Source organism: Saonia flava (assembly GCF_011927795.1).
GTDB lineage: Bacteria > Bacteroidota > Bacteroidia > Flavobacteriales > Flavobacteriaceae > Saonia > Saonia flava.
In genome coordinates this window covers 844940-864991 of sequence record NZ_JAATJJ010000001.1, presented here as the reverse complement: position 1 = coordinate 864991, position 20052 = coordinate 844940, and the positions used below count along the sequence as shown (strand labels likewise).

The following is a 20052-nucleotide window of genomic DNA, read 5'->3' as shown; positions in this document are numbered from 1 at the left end:
GAACTAATTTTATATAATAAATAAAATTCTTTTGATTTTGGCAAACAAACATATTTTTATATTGAACAAAATAAATAACTTAACCTCCGTTATATTTAATAATTGATTCCTGTACAATTTTCATGAATAGCTCAAAAAATAAATCACTTACCAAACAAGGAATTGTTGGTTTTCTTTGGAACTTTTCTGGTTCAGTTATTCAAATTGTTTTACAGCTTTTGGTAATAGGTATTCTATCTAGGCTACTAACTCCTGAAGAATTTGGTGTTGTTGCTATAATAATGATAGTAGTAAGTTTTACAAAACAGATAACTACGATGGGCATTGCAAGTTCTCTGATTCAATTACCTGTCCTAACGACCAAACATATTTCGTTGGCATATACCCTTTCTATTGTTTTGGGGATTGTTTTAGGGCTTATATATTATTCCTTGACTCCAATGTTTGCTGATTTTTTTAATATACAAGAAGATATCAATGCTCTTAGGTTTTTTTCAATCTTTTTTCCTTTAGTAAGTTTTGGTAGTGTCGGAGGAGCTCTTTTGAGTAGAAAATTTCGATTCGATGTTGGTGTGAAAATTGGAGTGCTATCCTACCTAATTGGCTCAGGCATTGTTTCAATAACCATGGCTTATCTTGGTTTTGGCTATTGGTCACTCATTTGGGGGCAATTTATCACACTATGTATTACTATTTGTTTAACGGTTTATTACGAACTACCTAAGTTTTCATTAAGTTTGGAAAAGCAACCTTTAAAGGATTTATTTTTTTTTGGCTCTGGACATACCTTGGGAATTATATTTAATTTTTTTGGAGAGAAAGCAGATAACATCATTGTTGGTAAAGTTTTAGGGACATCTTTATTGGGCTTTTATTCAAAAGCCTTTCAGCTTTATGCCATACCTGCTACTTTCTTTGGAAGTATTTTCGATAAAGTATTATTTCCAATTCTTTCTCAAAAACAAAGTAATATAAAAAAGCTGTCTTCTTTTTATACTTTTAGCACAACCTTATGCTTTGGATTCTTGGTGCCTATAAGTGTATTGATTTTGATAAACGCAGAGTTTATTATCGACTCATTCTTGGGAAACCAATGGAAATCGGCAGTACTCCCATTGCAATTATTGATCTTGGGTCTGTCTTTTAGATTTGGAACCAGAATAAACAAATCATACCTCAAATCAATGGGAATTGTTTATAGAGGAGCATATTATCAGCTAATATTTGCAGCTTTGATGTTCGTTTGCACATATATTGGCAGTTATATCTATTCTTTGGCAGGAGTAGCTGCTGGTGTACTATTGGCCACGATAATAAATTATTTACAGATGTCATATAGACTTTATAAGCTCCTCGATTTTTCAGGCATTGCATTAATTAAAGACTTATCCAAAAATTTAATATTCCATTTAATTTTCGTTCTAAGTACGGTTATACTGCATTATTTTGAAATTAAATCAAAATGGATGCACTTGTCTATTACAACAATGGTATATTTACCCATATTTGTACTATATTTCAAGAGTAAAAAAAATATCATTTTTACGCCTAACAATCTACCTATGTTTACTTTAGTTTCAAATTCACTACCTATAAAAATTAGAAATTATATGGGTCGAATAGGTATATTCAAAGATTTTTTTCCCAACACCAATGAATCTTAAATTTTCGTATATATTAATTGCCCTTTTGTTGGCTTTTGACAATGTTTTTATCCGCTTTCGTTTGGGAGGGATTATTAGCATAGATAGGGTGCTTGAATTTTTATTCTTCTTTGTGCTCTTTAAACCTTATTTAGCCGAACTAAGGGGGAATAGGTTTTTTAGAGGGTGGAATAAGTTTTTAGTTTCTTTTATAGTATTACAGTTTATAGTTGACTTACGCTTTTTGGTCCTTAACGAAATAGAAATAAGGGACATGATAATTGACTTATTCAAAGGTGTTTCATTTATTGTTTTTTCATCATTGTTTTTTTTGACCGCCCGCAAGAACATAAAATACGTTAACATAATATTGATAGGCCATTTCACAATATGTTTGTTCTCATTGTTACAGCATCCTTTGTCCCCTATTGCTGGGCAGATGCTTGAAATTAAAAGAACACTGTTATCTACTCCTGTAGAGGGTAGAATATCACAAGGTCTTGAAAATGAAAGTATGTATATTTCTGGCGGGCATGCCGATAGGTTTAGAATGGCTGGGCCTTTCGTATCAACTATTTCATTTACTTATTTTGCCATCACCAGTTTTTGTATGGCATTTTTTATGTATATCAAAACCAAAAAGAGATTTTATATAATAGTTCTTGGAGCTGTTTTTATATGCTCGGCTCTCAGTCAAACCCGTTCATTGCTGCTAGGAGAACTTGTAATAGTTGGTGGTTATTTCTTTTTGGTTCCCCATAGAAAAAGACCTTTGTATCAAACAGCTATTGTTGTTGTCGGTATCGTTCTCTCTCTCTCTGTTGTAATAGGCCAAGAATATTTTTTGCCCAAAAACTCAAGACTTACTAAATTGAGTTCGCAAGGGCATTCGGACAGTAGACCGCTTTTGTGGCTTACTGGGATCACAGCCGCTGTGACATATCCTTTTGGAGTATCCAAAAAAGACTATAAAACTGTAAAACAAGCTATGTATTATAAATATGGAGAGGGTGCGATCCTACACCTGCCATCCCATAATGGTATCATTAACATAGGTATTTATTATTCATTGCTTGGGTATTTTTTGCTTTTCTTGTTTATTAAATTTTTGTTGGGACACAATAAAAACTCGAATTCTATTATGAGAGTTTTTTTTATCCTTTGTCTGTTAGGCTATGCCGTTCATATTAGCTTTCATAATAACATTGTTCTTAGTGCAGATTATCCTTTTTTGATGATTCTAATTTTGTTGGGACTTGAATCGGAAAAGCTCATACCCTTGCCAAGGAAAAAAACTGAAAATTTTGATTAGCTTTCTAATTAAATTACCTAATACGATAATGAGACAAACTAAAAAACAATACTTTGTAAACTTGATAAAAAATCAAATAACAGACAGTACTACCATTTCCGCCAATGCTCGTTCAGGAAAGTGGTTTGATGAAAAAAATATACGGTGGTTGCGGTATTCCAGAAAAAACATAGAATATGGTATTTAAAGTAGCTGTAAAACATATTTAAATTGGGAAAAGAAATCGATGTCCTTTTTATATTGCCGTCATTACGTTCAGGTGGCGCTGAGCGGGTTATGTCGTTTTTGGCGGAGAATATTGACGCTACTATTTTTAATTCTCATTTGCTGATTACGGGATCCAATGAAGATCAGAAATACCAGGTTGACAATATTCCGGTAACCTTTTTAAACAAAAGCCGTGTAAAGCATGCTGTACCCGCAATAATAAAACACCTGGTCAAGAGTAGACCAGAAATCGTAATCGGTTCTATGGGCCATTTAAATACTGTAATGGGCCTTATTGGACTTTTTTTTCCTAGAACAAAATTTGTGGCTAGGGAAACTACCATATCCAGCTTTAGCATGGAAAGTGAGGAAACTGGAAATGAAAAACCGGCAATGGTGTATCGTTGGGGATTGAAATCCCAAGATAAAATCATATGTCAATCCAATGACATGAAAATTGATTTAATTGCTAACTTTGACCTTCCAATGTCAAAAATGGTGGTCATCAACAATCCGGTAACCTCAAAATTCAAATTAAAAAAACGCGCTTTTGCCAAAGACAAATTATTGAAGTTTATAACCATCGGCAGATTGACGGAACGGAAAGGATTTCAGAGAGTCTTAAGGGCGTTAGCCGAGTTTAATAAACCTTTTCATTATACCATTATTGGTTCTGGGGACTATAAGGAGACTCTAATCAATTTGATTGATGAACTCGGGTTAACTAAAAAAATCACATTCATTTCACACACTGATAAAATAAATGATTATTTGGCAGAGAACGATGTATATCTCCAAGGGTCTTATGTTGAAGGTTTCCCAAATGCCCTATTAGAAAGTTGTGCAACGGGAACACCGGCAGTAGTATTTAATGCACCTGGTGGAATAAACGAAATAATTATACCGGGACAAAATGGATATATAGCACAAAATCATTCAGATTTTTTGGAAAAATTGGAATTATCGATATGTCAAGACTGGAACCCAAGTGCGATACGAGAATCGGTCTATTCAAGATATTCAGAAGAAAAAATTTTGGAAAGTTATGAAAAGTTGTTTCTTGGATTGACTTCCCTCGGGAAAAAGTAAAAATCATAAAATAATCTGTTTTGCTACATAATGTAGTAGAGAAATCCAATATAATGAAGGTTTTACAGGTAATTAATTCTTTGAGTTCAGGTGGTGCGGAAAAACTGCTCACAGATTTATGCATTGCCTATCTTAAACAAGGTGTAGATGTTGAGTTGGCTCTACTGAATGGCCAGCAAACCAAATTCATGGAACGTTTGATAAAAATTCGTCCTGATATAAAAATCCATGTTTTGGGTGAAGGAAAAGATATGTACAGCCCATGGCACATTTTTAAATTAAGAAAATTACTGAATCAATATGACATTGTTCATGTACACCTGTTTCCTTCCTTTTACTGGGTGGGTTTTGCAAGTTTTTTAGGCAAAGTCCCGGCAAAACTTTTCTATACTGAACACAACACCACAAATCGAAGAAGAGACCATCCCCTGTTGAAATACATAGATAAAATCATATATAAACGCTACACAAAAATCATTTCCATCTCAGACGCAGTGCATAAAAATCTGAGAGAACATCTTGGGAAACAAAAAGAAAAAGTATTCCAAATCAATAACGGGATTGATTTAAAAGAAGTAGGTATGGCACAACCCTATAGTAAAACTGAATTAGGTTTTAATGAAAGCACAAATATTTTGATGCAAGTATCCAGTTTTACTCCTCAAAAAGATCAAAAAACACTGATTCAAAGTTTAAAGCATCTTCCTAAGACAACACATCTTATTCTGGTGGGTGATGGTCCATCAAAAAAGGATAACGAAAAACTGGTCAGTTCTTTAAATCTATCAGAAAGGGTTCACTTCTATGGTCTTCGCGGTGATGTTCCAAGACTTTTAAAGACTGTTGATGTAGTTGTTCTTTCTTCAAATTTCGAAGGTCTTTCCCTTTCTTGTGTTGAGGGACTTGCTTCAGGAAAGCCCTTTATAGCTTCTGATGTACCAGGCCTTACGGAAGTGGTTCAAGGACATGGAATCCTATTTCATAAAGGAGATTATGAATCTTTGGCCATGAGCGTAACCAAAATATTGGAAGATGAAGGTGCTTATAGTGAAGTTGTTACTAAATGTATGGAAAGATCTAAAAATTTTGATATTCAGGATATGGTCACCGGGTATTTACAACTCTATAAGAATGTCATTTAGAAGTACGAAACAATAAACTATTCACAATCAATGATAAAGCCAAGAATTTTAATTATTTGTTCTGTTTCCTATTCCTTACTAAACTTCAGAAAAGACTTTATTGAAGAGCTGATACAAAATGGCTATGAAGTTTGGTGTGCCGCTCCTGATTTCTATGATGACAGTATTAAAAAAATCAAAGCTATGGGTGCACATCCTGTGGAATTTAATCTACAAAGGAAAGGGCTAAACCCCTTCAAAGATTTTAAAAGTGTAGGGGAACTTAAAAAAATAATGAAAGAGTTAGAGATAGATTTTGTGTTCGCCTATACTATAAAACCTGTCATTTATGGCTCTTTTGCGGCTCAACAATTAAATATCAAGACTTTTTCTCTCATTACAGGGCTTGGCTTTACTTTTAGTGGAGTTTCATTTAAAGCTAGATTTTTGGGGCAAATTTCCAGGATTTTGTACAAACTATCGCTAAGAAAAAACAATGTTGCCATTTTTCAAAATGTGGATGACCAAAATCTTTTTTTGAAACAACATATCCTGCCAAAAAACAAAAAATCCTATGTGGTAAATGGTTCAGGAATAAACCTTGAGAGATTTAGGTTCAAAAAAAGTAATGAATTCAATCAAGGTGGAGCTGTAAACTTTATTTTAATTGGCCGATTGATGGTAGAAAAGGGAATAGAACTGTTTCTTGACACTGCTTTGTCTGTCCATAAAAAAAATGGAAACGCAAATTTCCATGTGGTAGGTAGCCCGCCTGAGGATTTGACTTTCCTGGCATCAAGATTAAAAAAACTGCATGAGGAAGGTGTAATTATTTACTATGGTAGGCAGGAAGATGTTAGGCCTTTTTTATACGGAGGAGATATATTTGTATTGCCAACTTACTATAGGGAAGGGGTCCCAAGATCTATTCTAGAAGCCTTGTCAGTGGGTATGCCCATAATAACTACTGTCACACCCGGATGTAGAGAAACCGTCATTGAGGGGAGGAATGGCTTTTTAATTCCTCCAAAAGAATTAGACCCACTTATAGAGGCCGTAAATTTCTTTTTGGATAATCCTGAAAAAATTGAGGAAATGGGAAGGGAAAGTAGAAAGCTCGCCGAACAGAAGTTTGATGTCCATTTGGTAAATACTGACTTATTGAAAATTATTAATCAGAATAAAAAATGATATATTCAAGGTTCATAAAGAGAGGAATAGATTTTTCGGTCTCTTTGGTTGCATTACTAGTGCTATCTCCGATTATTTTGGTATTGACCGTATTACTTGCATTATCAAATAATGGAAAACCTTTTTTCTTTCAAAGGAGACCAGGAAAAAATGAGAAAATCTTTACCATTATCAAGTTCAAGACCATGAACGATAAAAAAGATGAGCAAGGAAATCTTCTTCCAGACATGCAACGTATTACTAAAGTTGGCAAATTTGTTCGTGGGGTATCATTGGATGAGCTTTTACAGCTTGTCAATGTACTTAAAGGAGAAATGTCCATTGTGGGACCAAGGCCCTTATTAGTGGCGTATCTTCCACTATACAACTCCGAACAGGCCAAACGCCATAATGTAAAACCTGGAATTACTGGCTGGGCACAAGTAAATGGCCGCAATGCCATAAGCTGGGAAGAGAAATTTTCTTTGGATGTCTGGTATGTTAGCAATATTAGTTTTGTCACCGATTTAAAAATTTTAATCAAAACAGTCCAAAAGGTATTGCAAAGAGATGGAATATCCGCAAGCGAAGACCAAACCATGGAGCGGTTTATGGGAACCAAAGGCTAGTAAATTAATTTTACACGAAATTACTATTATAACAAATCTTTTTTATTAAAATAGAACCAAAATGATTTATACTTACGGTTCAAAGAAAGTTTATATAACTTAATAGATTAAAAACAAGGTCATAGAAATTAATTCTTAGATTTGAAAGTAGATAATTACATAATAAGGAAAGCAGATATTACCATGAAAACTATAATGATTTTGGGAGGATCTAAGGGGGTTGGTAAGGAAATACTTAGCTCCTGTTTGAATAAGGGCTATAACGTATCATTTTGTGGCCGAAGTTTGGAAGAAGGTGAGAAAATCATTAAATCTACAAAGTCAGAAAGTCAGCTGTATTTTCATAAACTAAACTTGGAGAGTATCGAAGGAATTAAAGATTTTTACAAGCAAACCATAAAAAGATTTAAAAAAATAGATGCTTTGGTTTTGTATGCAGGAATTACTCCGGTTTCATCCATTACTAATACAGAAGAAGATGTCTACGACAGTGTATTCAATATCAACCTTAAAGCACCATTCTTTTTATTGAAACATGTATTAAAATCCATGATTGACAACAAATCTGGCTCTATCATTTTTTTTGGATCTGCACATATGGATTATGGTGAAATGAATAGGGCTCCATATGCACTCACGAAAAGTAGTCTGTATACACTTTCCAACCACATTGCCCATCATTATGCGAAATATGGGATAAGATCAAATTATTTGGTTATGGGTTGGACAAATACCGAGGGAGAACTTGAGCTACGAACCAAAGAAGGCATTAGTGCTAAAAAATTAAAGGAAAAAGCCTCAACAATAATTCCTATGGGTAGAATGCTTAATACTTCAGACCCAATACCTGCGGTGATGTATTTTATTTCTGACGAATCAGCTATGACAACAGGCTCATTAATAAGAATCACAGGAGGGGAATATATATAACATGGTATGATTTCATCTTTAGTTTTTTATTCATACACTGAACTTGTAGAAAGCACTGTTTTTGGTTAAGAAAACAATATTTAGGGTAGAGGTTTGTTTTATACTTGAATTAAAATTACTATGAACCAATTGAATACTGTAGAAATAAGTGTTATTGTACCAATTTTTCGCATTGAAAAGTATTTGCCAAAATGTATTGATAGTCTTTTAGATCAATCTTTTTCGGACTTCGAATTAATTTTGGTAGATGATGGAAGTCCTGACGGTTGTCCAAAAATTTGTGATGATTATGCAAGACTAGATTCTAGAATAAAAGTTGTTCATAAGGAAAACGGGGGGCTCTTAAGTGCAAGGAAAGCTGGGTTAGAAAATGCTGAGGGAAAATATGTTTCATTCGTTGACGGCGATGATTGGGTAGATAAATTTTATTTGGACATTTTACATAAACTTGCCGAGGCAAATAATTCAGATCTTGTCGTTACTGGTTATTTCAGAGAATTCGATGGGAAAATAGAAACGGTAAAATCAAAATTCGTGGGTAATTACGATTACGATGAATTGCAATCAACAATACTTCCAAATGCTATATATAATGGCCATTTCTGTGAACATGGTATATCAACATATGTTTGGAATAAATTATTTAAAAAGTCACTGTTGAGTGAAGTTCTATATGACGTACCCAATGAAATAATCATGGGAGAGGATGCTGCAATAACCTATGTCTACCTATCGATTTCTAAAAAAATAACCATAAGCAAAATTCCAATTTATTATTACAGACAACGACATGATTCTATAGTGAAATCTATTGAAGATCCACAAATAGAATATTTTAGACTAGGATTGTTAATGAGTTTCCTAAAATCAAAACTTACTAATGTTCTAAATGAGGAAAATTTAAACAAACAGATTAGTTACTATTTATATTCTCAAATTCTGGTTCGTTCCGGAGGTTTGATTTTTAATGCTGACGGAAATCTGATTTTTAATCCTTTTTTGAATGTTGCAGCTAGGTCAAAAGTGGTTGTCTATAGCTCTGGTTCTTTTGGACAACATATTTTATCTACCAATGCCAAATCCAACTTTTTCGAAATTATTAAATGGATAGACCTTGACTATCACCCATTGGATATTGACGGAAATCATGTCAGACCAATTAGCGTAGTAAGCAATAATGAATTTGATGATTTAATCATAGCAACCATCAACCCAACAAATTACAAAGCAATTAAGGAGGAACTTGGGCTCATGGGGATTGATAAAAGCAAAATAGTAGAAATAAACACCGATGAAAAGGATATCAAACAATTATTAATAAATTTAGGTTTTAATGATCAATTTGAATTTAAAAATTAATAACGAGTCATTGAATTAGAAATGGCCTTGACATTAAAATAGTAAAATGTTATAATAACTTGAAATATGAAAAAACTTATAATATTAGGGGGAAATCCTGAAACAGGCATTTTGGTGGATGTTGCCGTCTCTCTGGGTATTTATACCATTGTAATTGATCCAAACCCCAATGCACCAGCAAAAAAAAATGCCTCTGAGGCTCATGATATAGATGGTTTTGATGTTGACGCAATAGTCCAGCTGGCCAAAAATCTTGATGTTGATGCAGTACTGGTGGGGGTGGCAGATATTTTAGTAAAGCCTTACCAAGAGATTTGTGAAAAACTCAATATGCATTGTTATGCAACCAAGGAAGCTGTGGAAGCCTTTTGTAGCAAGGATGGCTTTAAAAAATATTGCCTTGACTATAACATACAGGATATACCGGGAATTTATCTGAACGAAACAAACATTGATAAACCAGAGAATCTCGACTACCCTTTAATGATTAAACCCGTAGACAGCGGAGGTGGTGTAGGTATGAAAATCTGCCGTGATGCAAAGGATTATATGGAATCGATTAAAACTGCATTGAAGTTTTCCAAAAAAGGTGTGGTTTTAGTAGAGAAATATATGGACTGTGATGATATGGCGGCCTACTATACCTTTAGAAACGGCGTTCCCTATATTTCCGCCATATCGGACAGAATTACCACAAAAAAGCAGGGCGATGCCAGTCCAGTTTGTATAGGAGCTGTTTATCCTTCCAAACACTCTAATCTGTTTATAGAACAAGTCCACCCAAAGTTGTGTGAGCTCTTCAAAGGGTTGAAAATACAAAATGGGGTACTTAATATTCAGTTTTTTGTCGAAAACGGTATTGTCTATGCCTATGACCCAGGATTTAGATTACAAGGTGAAGCACCTCACATCCACATTAACCATATCAATGGATTTGATCATAGGGAAATGTTGGTAAATTATGCGTTTACAGGAGTTTTGGGGGAGGATGATTTTGCCGAGAAAAATGACTATTGGTTCAAAGGAAGGGTGGCCTGTACCATATGGATACTGTTGACCGGTGGAGAGATTGGTTCCATTCAAGGTATGGACGAGATAAAGGCTGATCCAAATACAGTTTTTGTTTTGGAACGATTTAAAGAGGCAGATAACGTTCAAAAGGAATGGCTTGGAACTGAAAGACAGGTGTATTCCAGAATTTATGTGGTGGCTAATAGTATTCCCGAAGTCAATATCAAAATCAATGAATTTAAAAGTTTATTGAAGGTTTATGATACCCATGGAGAAAACATGATTTTGGAATGGCTAAAGCCTTTCAATGAAGACGATTATTGATGTAGAAAAGCGATTAAGTTGAAATGCTTTCATCTAGTTGTATTCTCGGTATAGAAGTATTTTATCCAATAAAACTGTACTAAATCAATTTTATTTGCCTTAACAGGAGGATGCCCTAGTTTTATGCTGATTTTATGGGAGGTAAAACAGAGTTTGAAATGTTAATATAGTTTCATTTTTACTTTGGAACCATTCAAATAAATATGTTTTTCAGTAATCATTAAAAAATAATAGTACAAGTCAATAAAGAACGTAATGAAATTAAGTATACTAATTCCTCTGTACAATAAGGAGAAATATATTGAACGCTGTTTCAAAAGTCTTCTTGACCAAGGCCTGTCAAATAATGAATACGAAATTATAATTGTTGATGATGGTTCAAAAGATTCAGGCGCAGCAATTGTAGATGAATATGCAGAAAAACATTCAAATATTCAATTAATTAGGCAACAAAACCAGGGACCAAGTGTTGCAAGAAATAAATGTTTGGCCGCAGCCAATGGAGATTATGTTTATTTTTTGGACGCTGATGATTATTTGGCCACTAACGTCTTGAGATTGATTATAGCATTAGCCGTAGAGAATGACCTTGAAATATTGGAGTTCGATACCAAGCAAATAGCAGAAAGTGCAGCCCTTGATTTTGATTCTTTGACACAAAATCCTCAAGACCTTCCTGTTCTTGTAATGGACGGCATCAGTTATGTTGCGGAATACGGTTTTAGAAATGAAGCATGGAGATATATCGTCAAGAGGAGCCTTTTGGTAGATGCTGGAGTAAGATTTATTGAAGGCACATTATATGAAGATGCCATTTTTACAGCCAGTCTCTTTATAACGGCCCATAGAATGGCCAAGGTTGATATAGATGTTCATCGGTACATTGTAGTTGAAAATTCAATTGTGACCAGTAAGGACCGAGCGCATAACCTGAAGTTCATTCATGGTATGGTCAATGCCATTGAACACTTCCACGGATTAATAAAAGATCTTGACAGTTCTCATGTGGATTATAACAAAGTAGTGAAAAGCCTTAGGGGTAGACAACAGGCCTTTGTTTTCGCACTTCTCATAAGAACGTTGAAATATCGCCTTCTTAGTTTTAAAGATTTAAAAAAAATACTATCCAGGTTAAATACCTATGAAGCATATCCAATCGACCCCAAGATTGGTGGTATTGGAGAAGGCAATACCCGCCGTTTTTATAATAATTTTTTTGTGCCAATTTTCAACAATAAAACTTGTCTTTTTTTAGGTATGGTACTCATGCGGGCTGTTCCCTCTTGATAGAATAGTATTATGAATACTTCTTCGAGTTGTCAGTGTTTGTTTATACTTTACATGAGTTTCTTTCGTGGACCTAAAATTAATAGAAGGAGATGCCAAAGTAGGCTTTTGCCTTTTTTCTAACCCTATGGTCAAATTTATTAAGTCATAAAAGTCAATATGGACTTCTTTTTCATAGGATGATTACCTAGGTCTTTTTTTCTATGTTTGTCGATTTTTTTAAAACAACCTTTTAAATAATTAAATTGCAAAGAATAGCATTTTTTATTTAGGACAAACCAAAAGGATGAATATCCTAAAATAATGTTAAAAGCACTAACTTAATAGTCCAAGGTTAGAATGAACCACGTACTTCCGTAGTAAAGTCAAACATCTTAAAAATTTATCTAAGAGAAGTTAAGTAAATATTGTTATTAGGTGAAATAGCAAAAAACGAAAACAATGTATTTCATCGAAAAAAAACAACTTCTTATCGATTTTTTACGTTTTTGATTTAATATTGCATACTAAATCTTGAATTATTCTTTATTAAACCTAGCTTATGAAGCGTAACCCCAATTCTACGTTTATTATATCTTTTATTTTAGTTATCTTTTTGTTTTTTTGTTCATGTCAGAAAGACTCGGATTTATTAGCAGAAATAGTTTTAAATAAATCAGGTTCTTTATCTGTAGATGAAGAAGATTCTGAAGTTGAAGAGTCTACAATAATATTAAATGCTATTGATGATGCCTATCTACAAGATGGCAAGGGTTATAATGAAAATACTGTGCGTGTTGAAGCCAATACAAGAACTACTTACTTAAAATTTGATTTGTCATCAATCGAAGGGACAATAACTGGAGCATATCTTGAATTCACTACTGATTCAGATGAAGGTTATGGTCATTTAGAAGCTTTTGAAGGGTTGGGGAATGATTGGACTGAGGAGGATTTGACATTTGAAAATGCTCCAGAAAAAGGAGAGTTGCTTGGTGAAATTGACAGTGAATATGAGGTTGGTCGTAGTCAAAAAGTAATTTTGGAAAGTGAAGGGTTGACCCCCTCCATAATGTCTATTGTTTTGAACATTAAATCGGGAGACGATATTTCAATAGCCTCCAAAGAAAGCACTGATAACCCAGGTCCTAAACTTGTTGTTGAGTATATAGGTAAGATAAATGGTGATTCCCAACAAAGTAATGACAATGAAGATGAGAATAAAGATGATTCTATAAGTATTGATAATGTAATAACGCTAAATACATTAAAGGCTTTTCCTTCTGCTATTGGAGCAGGGGCCTTTGCAAGGGTTAATCCCAAAGCTGCTAAATTTTATGAGGTGACCAACTTAAACACTTCGGGCCCAGGTTCTTTTAGAGAAGCGTTTGAAGCAAGTGGTTCGCGTATTGTTATAATAAAAGTGGAAGGTAGAGTGGAAGATTCGAATGCATATGCTGAATACGATACTTCTAGTGGTGATATTGCAGTTTGGGGGCAAATGGCACCAGGGTTAGGGTTGACGGTAAGCCATCCTAGAATGACATTTACAAGGGCAGGAAATCTCATATTCAGGTTTTTGACTCTTCAATCTGATTTAGGAAAGCCATGTACAGTCAATGTCGACTGTTTTGATGCACTCAATTATTTGCAAATTGAAAATGAAACAAGTAATTATGTTGATCACTGCAGTTTAAGATATGGACTTGATCAAACATGGACACTAAATATCAATACCCATTCTCAAGGGGGTAATGCATCTTTAAATCGTTCTTCTTTTGTTTATAACTTGTTGGCAGAGGCCGATCCAGACCATAGTACTGCATCTATTATGAACAAACAAGGTGATACGCCGGCAACAACAGATATTGGGGACCATACATGGTCAAGAAATATGACCTATAATATTTCGCACAGATTCCCAAATTTGAATGCCAATGGCGATTTTGAAAATTATAACAATTTCATTGTAAATTGGTCGGCAAGATTGTCTCGTTATAATATAACTCCTAATGTAGATTATCATAGGAATTATAATAAACAGGGAAATGTAACTCGTGGCTTAAGTGGAATGCATAGAAGAGGCAATAAGCTAAATTATGGTGGAGATTGGAATGGTGATGAACCTCGAATTTATTCTGCTTTCAACATAACTGAAGGAATTAACGTAGATAATTCCAGTAATTTACAATCTGACCTTTATACTTGGTTTAAATCATCATCAAATAGCCTCCATGGTGTCTCAATAAAGGAGAACGGGCCTGTTCCAACTCAATTTTTTACCACCACCCAGCAATTCTCTTTTAATCCACCGCCAGAGGGTTATTGGGATGCAATGGATGTTCCTCGAAAGGTAATGGCCAGTGTTGGTCATAATAGAGGTATTAACAAAGATGGCACACCTTATTATGGTTCTGACGATTTAGATAACTCGTACTTTTCAAAAACCAAGAACAATGGTACAGAAAGTTCGTATAGATCAATTGGCTCATGGACACAAAGTAGTTTTCCAGGCACATCAATTTATACAGACACAGATGGAGACTACATGCCTGACTGGTTTGAAAATCAGCACACGCACCTTAATCCTAATAACCCAAATGACATGTTAATGGCTCATGTAGACTGGTCATTTTCTGAAGGTTATGCTGTTACAAATAACGCTGGTTATACGAATCTAGAAATATGTGCTGAATACTATGCAGGAGGGTTTGAGACAATGATCGATGGCACTAATAATCTAAATATTAACGACTAATTGTTTTACCTTTCCTTTCTTTTGGTAAAATAAAGAATTTAAGTCTTCTATTAAAGTATTAATAATAAAAAAATCATTAATATTTCAGTTTGGTCGAAATAGTGTGAAACAAGATTGATTAAAAAAAATCAATGTATTGACCTTCATTAAAAGAGTTTGGTTTTTGATATAGGCAGGCAGTTTAATAAAAGTTTGAAAAAGACATTTTCAAACTTTGGATTTAGGTGGTTGTTTTTAAGAAAGTAAGTTTTTTTTGTATATTAAAATGACAAAATAACATGCTTAAGGGAGTTTTTAGGTCCTATTTTGAAGGTCTTAGTAAACATTTTAATTTGTAATATACAAAACATTTATTCTTTCAAAAACTCTTACTAGGTACTTTAGAATGAAGAAAGAAGATTTTTAATGGAGTGTTGTCGAATTCTAAGGCAATTAATCCGAAGAAATTATTATTTTTAAAATTTTAAGGATTAAAAACCCCCAAAGACTTAAAAAAAGTCAATTGGGAATAAGGCATTTTATTATATGGGAATTAATTATGTGGAGGAACCTATTATTTTTTTAGGAGCGCCAAGATCTGGGACATCGATAATTTCTGAAATAGTGATGAGGCACAAAGACTTGGCTTATCCATCCCAATATCAACCTAGGGTATTAGGAAATACCAATATCAATTATTTGAGAAGACTGGCAGATAACTCATTTTGGAGATTTCACGGTCAAAAAAAACAGCTAAACAAGGTTTCCCCGTTAAATTACTTCATATTCCGCTCGGTAGAAGCCTATCCAATGTGGGATTATTTAGTAAGGGATGGGATAAGTTTTTCAAAAGATTTTTTGATAAATGAAAAAGCAACTTCCGAAGAACGATTACGTATTGTTTCTTTTTTTTCCAAGCTTGTTAACAAACAGGGAAAAAAAAGACTGGCATTTAAAATAACAGGACCTTCTCGTTTAAACTATTTATTAAGTATTTTTCCAAAAGCCAAGGTTGTTTATATAACAAGAGATTCCATTGCAGTAGTAAATTCACTGATGCGGGTGCCTTTTTGGAAAGAAAGAGGTATGACCAAATTTTGGTGGCAAGGGGCCTATGATGATTCTGATAATAAATGGTTGGAGTCTAACAAATCAGATAATATTCAAATCACTGCCTATCAGATAAGAAAAATTATTCAAGTTACTGAAAATGAAATTTTCACACATAGACCTGATGCGTTAAAAGTAGAATACACAAATTTTATTGAAAATCCAGAAAGTACAATTGAGAAAATTCTCTCTTATACCGGCCTAAGTCAAGATAAAGCATGTTTTGATTATTTTAAAAGAAATAGAATTTTTAATCAAAATAAGAAAAATGCTACTTTCTTTTCTGAAGAGGAAAGAAGAAGGCTTATTAATCTTTTTGAAAAAAAATAGAAATTAGCCTAACCTAGTCCCAAATTAAGATATATAGTCTAGCTTGACTAAGAGCCAACTATTTTCCATTTATATACTACTTGGAATGCCTACGGGATGAAAATAATTTCGAAGGTATCAAAAACGTATATTTGGAAGTAGAGGTATTGAAAAATGTAAGCACTAACTAACGGTAGTTAAATTTTTTCAAAGAACTATATGAAAGAATTTTGAAAATATTTTTGCTCCTTGAATTTAGTTTTTTTATCCAACCGTCAGTTTTTGTAGTCTCAAATTTTATAGTGTCTGCCTTTCTAATACCGTTACCGGCCATAACATGATCAATTCGAAAATCATCGTTTTTATCTATATTATTGATAATATCTGTAAAATCAATCTCTGCCATCTCACCGATTTGATTTAAAACTAGACCTGGGTTTTCAATAAAATCCTCGTACCTTACCAAAGTCCTATGTTCCACTTTTGACCTTACTAAATTTGTCATTCGATTTATCAATGCCCAAAACATAGCAGCTCTCCATGTTGGCCTTTTTCTATTTTGCCGTTCAGCTGTCCTTTTAAGGGACCAGGTTACAGCTCTACCGTCCCGAACAAGATGAACCATTCTTAAATCAATATCAGGGTTTTCCTCAAGGGCCCATGCTCGAAGAGGGTTTTTAGATATGTCAACTAGAACCTTTTTTTTGCTATGCTGTTGAACAGAACGGAGAAATTCTGATGTGCTTTTTAAATATTCTTTGAATTGAGCATCCTTTTTTCCAATTCCAAAATACATTTTCACCCATGATTTTATGGAAAAAACACCCTCAACCTCACTCCATTTTTTAAAACCTGAAGTAATATTGTCTTCTTCAATTTTGGAAGACCAATCATTCACTACAGATGACCAAAATTCACAATGAATCAATGGGCTTTGACAAGAACAAATTTTATTTGCATTGTAAACTTGCCCCATGTTTTGCAATTCTCCTCCTCCAAAAATATGAGGATGATTTCCCAAAATTATATTTAAAATTGTAGATCCGGATCTTCCTGACCCAGCGAAGTAAAGTACTTTTATTTTTTTATCCTTATCCATCTGAGTTTTTACTTAATTAACTTTAACCAAAAAAACTAGTTCAATTGAAAACGAAATACTCAAACTAATTTTCTTAATATAATGTCTATTTTTCAAAATTTATATTGACTAACTTATAATTGTAGAAGCAATGATGAAGTCTATAGATTATGATAATCCTTATACCAATCCACAAAAGATTGAATACCCTCCTCAACAGGAGTGTTTGGACTATAATTGTAATCCGCGATTAAGTCATTCACGTCCGCCCAAGTTCTAGATACGTCACCAGGCTGCATGGGCATCATATTTTTTTTGGCCTTAATTCCTAAACTTTTTTCAATGGCCTCTATGAAATCCATCAATCTTACAGAGCTATTATTGCCAATATTATAGAGCTTGTATAGGTCTTTTCTTTCTTTTGCCGGTTTTTCAATGATGCGCTTAACGCCTTCGACTATATCATTTACATGGGTGAAGTCACGTTCCATTTGGCCATGGTTAAAAACATTTATTGGCTGGCCTTGGGTTATTGCTTTTGTGAATAGGTAAATGGCCATATCGGGTCTACCCCATGGACCATACACGGTGAAGAAGCGTAGCCCTGTAGTAGGTATTCCATACAAATGACTGTAAGCATGTGCCATAAGTTCATTACTCTTCTTACTTGCAGCATAGAGGCTTATGGGGTAATCCACACTGTCCTGAACTGAAAATGGAATTTTTTCATTCATACCATACACACTACTGCTGCTCGCATATATTAAATGCTTAATTTTATTATGTCGGCAGCACTCCAAAATATTTAAAAAACCAACAATATTACTATCAATATAAGAGGAAGGATTCTCCAAACTATAACGGACTCCTGCTTGTGCAGCTAGGTTACATACAACGTCAAAATCAAGATTTTCGAAAAGTGCTGGAAGGGCTTCTCTGTCTTCCAAGGCCATTTTAACAAAGGTCATTTTTTTTCCATGTATGCTGCTGGTACAAAGGATATTGTATTGCTTAGCATCAATTTTTCTAATTCCTAGTTGTTTTAGGCGATTATACTTTAAGCTTACATCATAATAGTCATTGATATTGTCAAGACCTACAACTGTATGTCCATCCTTAATTAAAGCCTCGCAAAGGTGATACCCAATAAAACCGGCACCGCCGGTCACCAATATTTTCATGATTGCCCAATTTTATAGTATTTGAATCCGATAGCATTCATTTTTTCTTTAGTAAGAATTCTTCTTCCATCAAAGACAAAGGCAGGTTTTAGCATTAACTCGAAGATGGCAATCCAATCATAGTTTTTAAACTCATCCCATTCTGTCATTATAGCTATGGCATGGGCATCATTACAAGCTTCCATAGGGTCATTGATTACTTTGAGAAGCTTTCTATTTTCCTCTGGACTTCTCGTTCCCAAGTAATCCAAATCGGCATAAATGGTTTCTTCAGAAACCTTTGGGTCATAAACAACTATTTGAGCTTTTTCTTCCAAAAGTGCATCAGCGACATAAATGGCAGCAGATTCCCTAGTATCATTAGTGTCTTTTTTGAAAGCCCAACCATAGAAACAGATTTTTTTATCCGAAACCGTATTGTATAGTGTGGAAATAATATTGTCGGCAAAACGTCTTTTTTGATAGTCGTTCATAATAATAACTTGCTCCCAATAGTTTGCTACTTCATTCAGGCCATAACTTTTTGCTATATAGACTAAATTTAGGATGTCTTTTTGAAAACATGACCCACCAAAGCCAACAGAAGAATTCAAAAATTTTGATCCTATTCTGCTATCAAAACCAATTGCCTTGGATACTTCGGCTACATTGGCATCTGTTTTTTCACACAGGGCAGATATTGAATTAATTGAAGAAACACGCTGTGCTAAAAATGCATTTGCTACCAATTTTGAAAGTTCTGAAGACCAAACATTGGTTTGCAATATTCTTTCTTTGGGCAACCAGTGCTCATATATCCAACTGAGGGTATCTTTAGCTTCTTGACCTGATTTGGTTTCATCACCACCAATCAAAACTCTGTCCGCATTAAGTAAGTCATCAACAGCTGTTCCTTCCGCCAAAAACTCAGGATTTGAAAGGATTTCAAACTTAACCCCTTTTCCAGTATTGTCCAAAATGCTCTTGACGGCTTCAGCCGTCCTTACGGGTAACGTGGATTTTTCGACTACAATTTTATCTGTTTTGGCAACTTTGGCAATATTTCTGGCACAAAGCTCGATAAACTTAAGGTCTGCTGCTTGGCCTTTGCCCTTTCCATAAGTCTTTGTAGGTGTGTTTACAGAAATGAATATCATTTCAGCTTCATCTATAGCCTTGTCTACTTCAGTGGTAAAAAATAAATTCCCACCTCTTGTTTCTTTAACAATTTCCCTTAGACCTGGCTCATATACTGGGAGGAGGTCTAGATTGTTATGGTTCCATAAATCAATTCTTTTTTGGTTAATATCAACTACGGTCACATCAATTTCTGGACAATTTTTTGCAATTACTGCCATTGTGGGGCCACCTACATAACCAGCACCAATACAGCAAATTTTTTTTATTTTTTTCATTATAGAGTTAGGTTTCTTTGGTGCAAAGGTTATAATAACTTTGTAAACTTAATATTATTGCACACAAAAAAAGTCATATGACCTACTTATTTCGTTGACTGACACACAATTTTATAGTGTTTATACAAATTTCACTTTTCGCATTCCTTTAATCGATAATTTTACGTCTTGAACGAATTATG

Annotated in this window: 16 protein-coding genes; 13 read left to right on the top strand and 3 right to left on the bottom strand. The window is 34.1% G+C overall.

Annotation, left to right across the window (positions count from 1 at the left end; all coding sequences use genetic code 11):
* Positions 1–122 precede the first annotated feature (122 nt).
* From GGR42_RS03745 to GGR42_RS03685, 13 genes are all read left to right on the top strand, one after another.
* Positions 123–1664: a lipopolysaccharide biosynthesis protein gene (locus tag GGR42_RS03745; RefSeq protein WP_167960985.1), complete on the top strand. Its 1542-nt coding sequence runs from the start codon at positions 123–125 to the stop codon at positions 1662–1664.
* Positions 1654–2955 (top strand): O-antigen ligase family protein, encoded by a 1302-nt coding sequence (locus tag GGR42_RS03740; protein ID WP_167960983.1) that lies wholly within the window; start codon positions 1654–1656, stop codon positions 2953–2955. Before GGR42_RS03745 ends, GGR42_RS03740 begins: the two co-directional genes overlap by 11 nt.
* A 28-nt stretch (positions 2956–2983) precedes the next feature.
* Entirely contained in the window at positions 2984–3142 is a 159-nt protein-coding gene (locus GGR42_RS03735) for a hypothetical protein (RefSeq protein ID WP_167960981.1), read from the top strand.
* 23 nt (positions 3143–3165) lie between these two features.
* Complete coding sequence (locus GGR42_RS03730) at positions 3166–4251, top strand: glycosyltransferase (RefSeq protein ID WP_167960979.1); 1086 nt, start codon at positions 3166–3168, stop codon at positions 4249–4251.
* Between the two features lie 20 nt (positions 4252–4271).
* Entirely contained in the window at positions 4272–5393 is a 1122-nt protein-coding gene (locus GGR42_RS03725; RefSeq protein WP_167960977.1) for a glycosyltransferase, read from the top strand.
* 30 nt (positions 5394–5423) lie between these two features.
* Complete coding sequence (locus tag GGR42_RS03720) at positions 5424–6563, top strand: glycosyltransferase family 4 protein (protein WP_167960975.1); 1140 nt, start codon at positions 5424–5426, stop codon at positions 6561–6563.
* A complete protein-coding gene (locus tag GGR42_RS03715) occupies positions 6563–7171 on the top strand; it encodes a sugar transferase (protein ID WP_167964335.1) in 609 nt (202 codons plus the stop codon). The genes GGR42_RS03720 and GGR42_RS03715 overlap by 1 nt, the downstream gene beginning before the upstream one ends.
* A gap of 141 nt (positions 7172–7312) precedes the next feature.
* Complete coding sequence (locus GGR42_RS03710) at positions 7313–8101, top strand: SDR family NAD(P)-dependent oxidoreductase (protein WP_245201385.1); 789 nt, start codon at positions 7313–7315, stop codon at positions 8099–8101.
* 120 nt (positions 8102–8221) lie between these two features.
* Positions 8222–9460, top strand: a complete 1239-nt coding sequence (locus GGR42_RS03705; RefSeq protein WP_245201384.1) for a glycosyltransferase family 2 protein — start codon at positions 8222–8224, stop codon at positions 9458–9460.
* A gap of 66 nt (positions 9461–9526) precedes the next feature.
* Positions 9527–10795, top strand: a complete 1269-nt coding sequence (locus GGR42_RS03700) for an ATP-grasp domain-containing protein (protein ID WP_167960973.1) — start codon at positions 9527–9529, stop codon at positions 10793–10795.
* Positions 10796–11050: 255 nt separating this feature from the next.
* A complete protein-coding gene (locus GGR42_RS03695) occupies positions 11051–12082 on the top strand; it encodes a glycosyltransferase (RefSeq protein ID WP_167960971.1) in 1032 nt (343 codons plus the stop codon).
* 541 nt (positions 12083–12623) lie between these two features.
* A complete protein-coding gene (locus GGR42_RS03690) occupies positions 12624–14819 on the top strand; it encodes a CBM96 family carbohydrate-binding protein (protein ID WP_167960969.1) in 2196 nt (731 codons plus the stop codon).
* Between the two features lie 525 nt (positions 14820–15344).
* Complete coding sequence (locus tag GGR42_RS03685; RefSeq protein WP_167960967.1) at positions 15345–16238, top strand: sulfotransferase; 894 nt, start codon at positions 15345–15347, stop codon at positions 16236–16238.
* A gap of 166 nt (positions 16239–16404) precedes the next feature.
* On the opposite strand, the gene GGR42_RS03680 is transcribed toward GGR42_RS03685, so the two are convergent.
* The 3 genes from GGR42_RS03680 to GGR42_RS03670 all read right to left on the bottom strand — a co-directional run bounded on the left by GGR42_RS03680 (position 16405) and on the right by GGR42_RS03670 (position 19870).
* A complete protein-coding gene (locus GGR42_RS03680; RefSeq protein WP_167960965.1) occupies positions 16405–17316 on the bottom strand; it encodes a sulfotransferase family protein in 912 nt (303 codons plus the stop codon).
* 140 nt (positions 17317–17456) lie between these two features.
* The gene (locus tag GGR42_RS03675) at positions 17457–18476 is read right to left on the bottom strand and encodes an NAD-dependent epimerase (protein WP_167960963.1); all 1020 of its coding nucleotides are present in this window, start codon (positions 18474–18476) and stop codon (positions 17457–17459) included.
* Positions 18473–19870, bottom strand: a complete 1398-nt coding sequence (locus tag GGR42_RS03670; protein ID WP_167960961.1) for a nucleotide sugar dehydrogenase — start codon at positions 19868–19870, stop codon at positions 18473–18475. Before GGR42_RS03670 ends, GGR42_RS03675 begins: the two co-directional genes overlap by 4 nt.
* Between the last annotated feature and the right edge of the window lie 182 nt (positions 19871–20052).

Bases quoted from the DNA above. Each gene is read 5' to 3' on its own strand.
- GGR42_RS03735 (WP_167960981.1), top strand. From the start codon at position 2,984: ATGAGACAAACTAAAAAACAATACTTTGTAAACTTGATAAAAAATCAA.
- GGR42_RS03680 (WP_167960965.1), bottom strand. From the start codon at position 17,316: ATGGATAAGGATAAAAAAATAAAAGTACTTTACTTCGCTGGGTCAGGA.
- GGR42_RS03670 (WP_167960961.1), bottom strand. From the start codon at position 19,870: ATGAAAAAAATAAAAAAAATTTGCTGTATTGGTGCTGGTTATGTAGGT.
- GGR42_RS03700 (WP_167960973.1), top strand. From the start codon at position 9,527: ATGAAAAAACTTATAATATTAGGGGGAAATCCTGAAACAGGCATTTTG.
- GGR42_RS03740 (WP_167960983.1), top strand. From the start codon at position 1,654: ATGAATCTTAAATTTTCGTATATATTAATTGCCCTTTTGTTGGCTTTT.
- GGR42_RS03685 (WP_167960967.1), top strand. From the start codon at position 15,345: ATGGGAATTAATTATGTGGAGGAACCTATTATTTTTTTAGGAGCGCCA.
- GGR42_RS03675 (WP_167960963.1), bottom strand. From the start codon at position 18,476: ATGAAAATATTGGTGACCGGCGGTGCCGGTTTTATTGGGTATCACCTT.
- GGR42_RS03690 (WP_167960969.1), top strand. From the start codon at position 12,624: ATGAAGCGTAACCCCAATTCTACGTTTATTATATCTTTTATTTTAGTT.
- GGR42_RS03695 (WP_167960971.1), top strand. From the start codon at position 11,051: ATGAAATTAAGTATACTAATTCCTCTGTACAATAAGGAGAAATATATT.
- GGR42_RS03745 (WP_167960985.1), top strand. From the start codon at position 123: ATGAATAGCTCAAAAAATAAATCACTTACCAAACAAGGAATTGTTGGT.
- GGR42_RS03720 (WP_167960975.1), top strand. From the start codon at position 5,424: ATGATAAAGCCAAGAATTTTAATTATTTGTTCTGTTTCCTATTCCTTA.
- GGR42_RS03705 (WP_245201384.1), top strand. From the start codon at position 8,222: ATGAACCAATTGAATACTGTAGAAATAAGTGTTATTGTACCAATTTTT.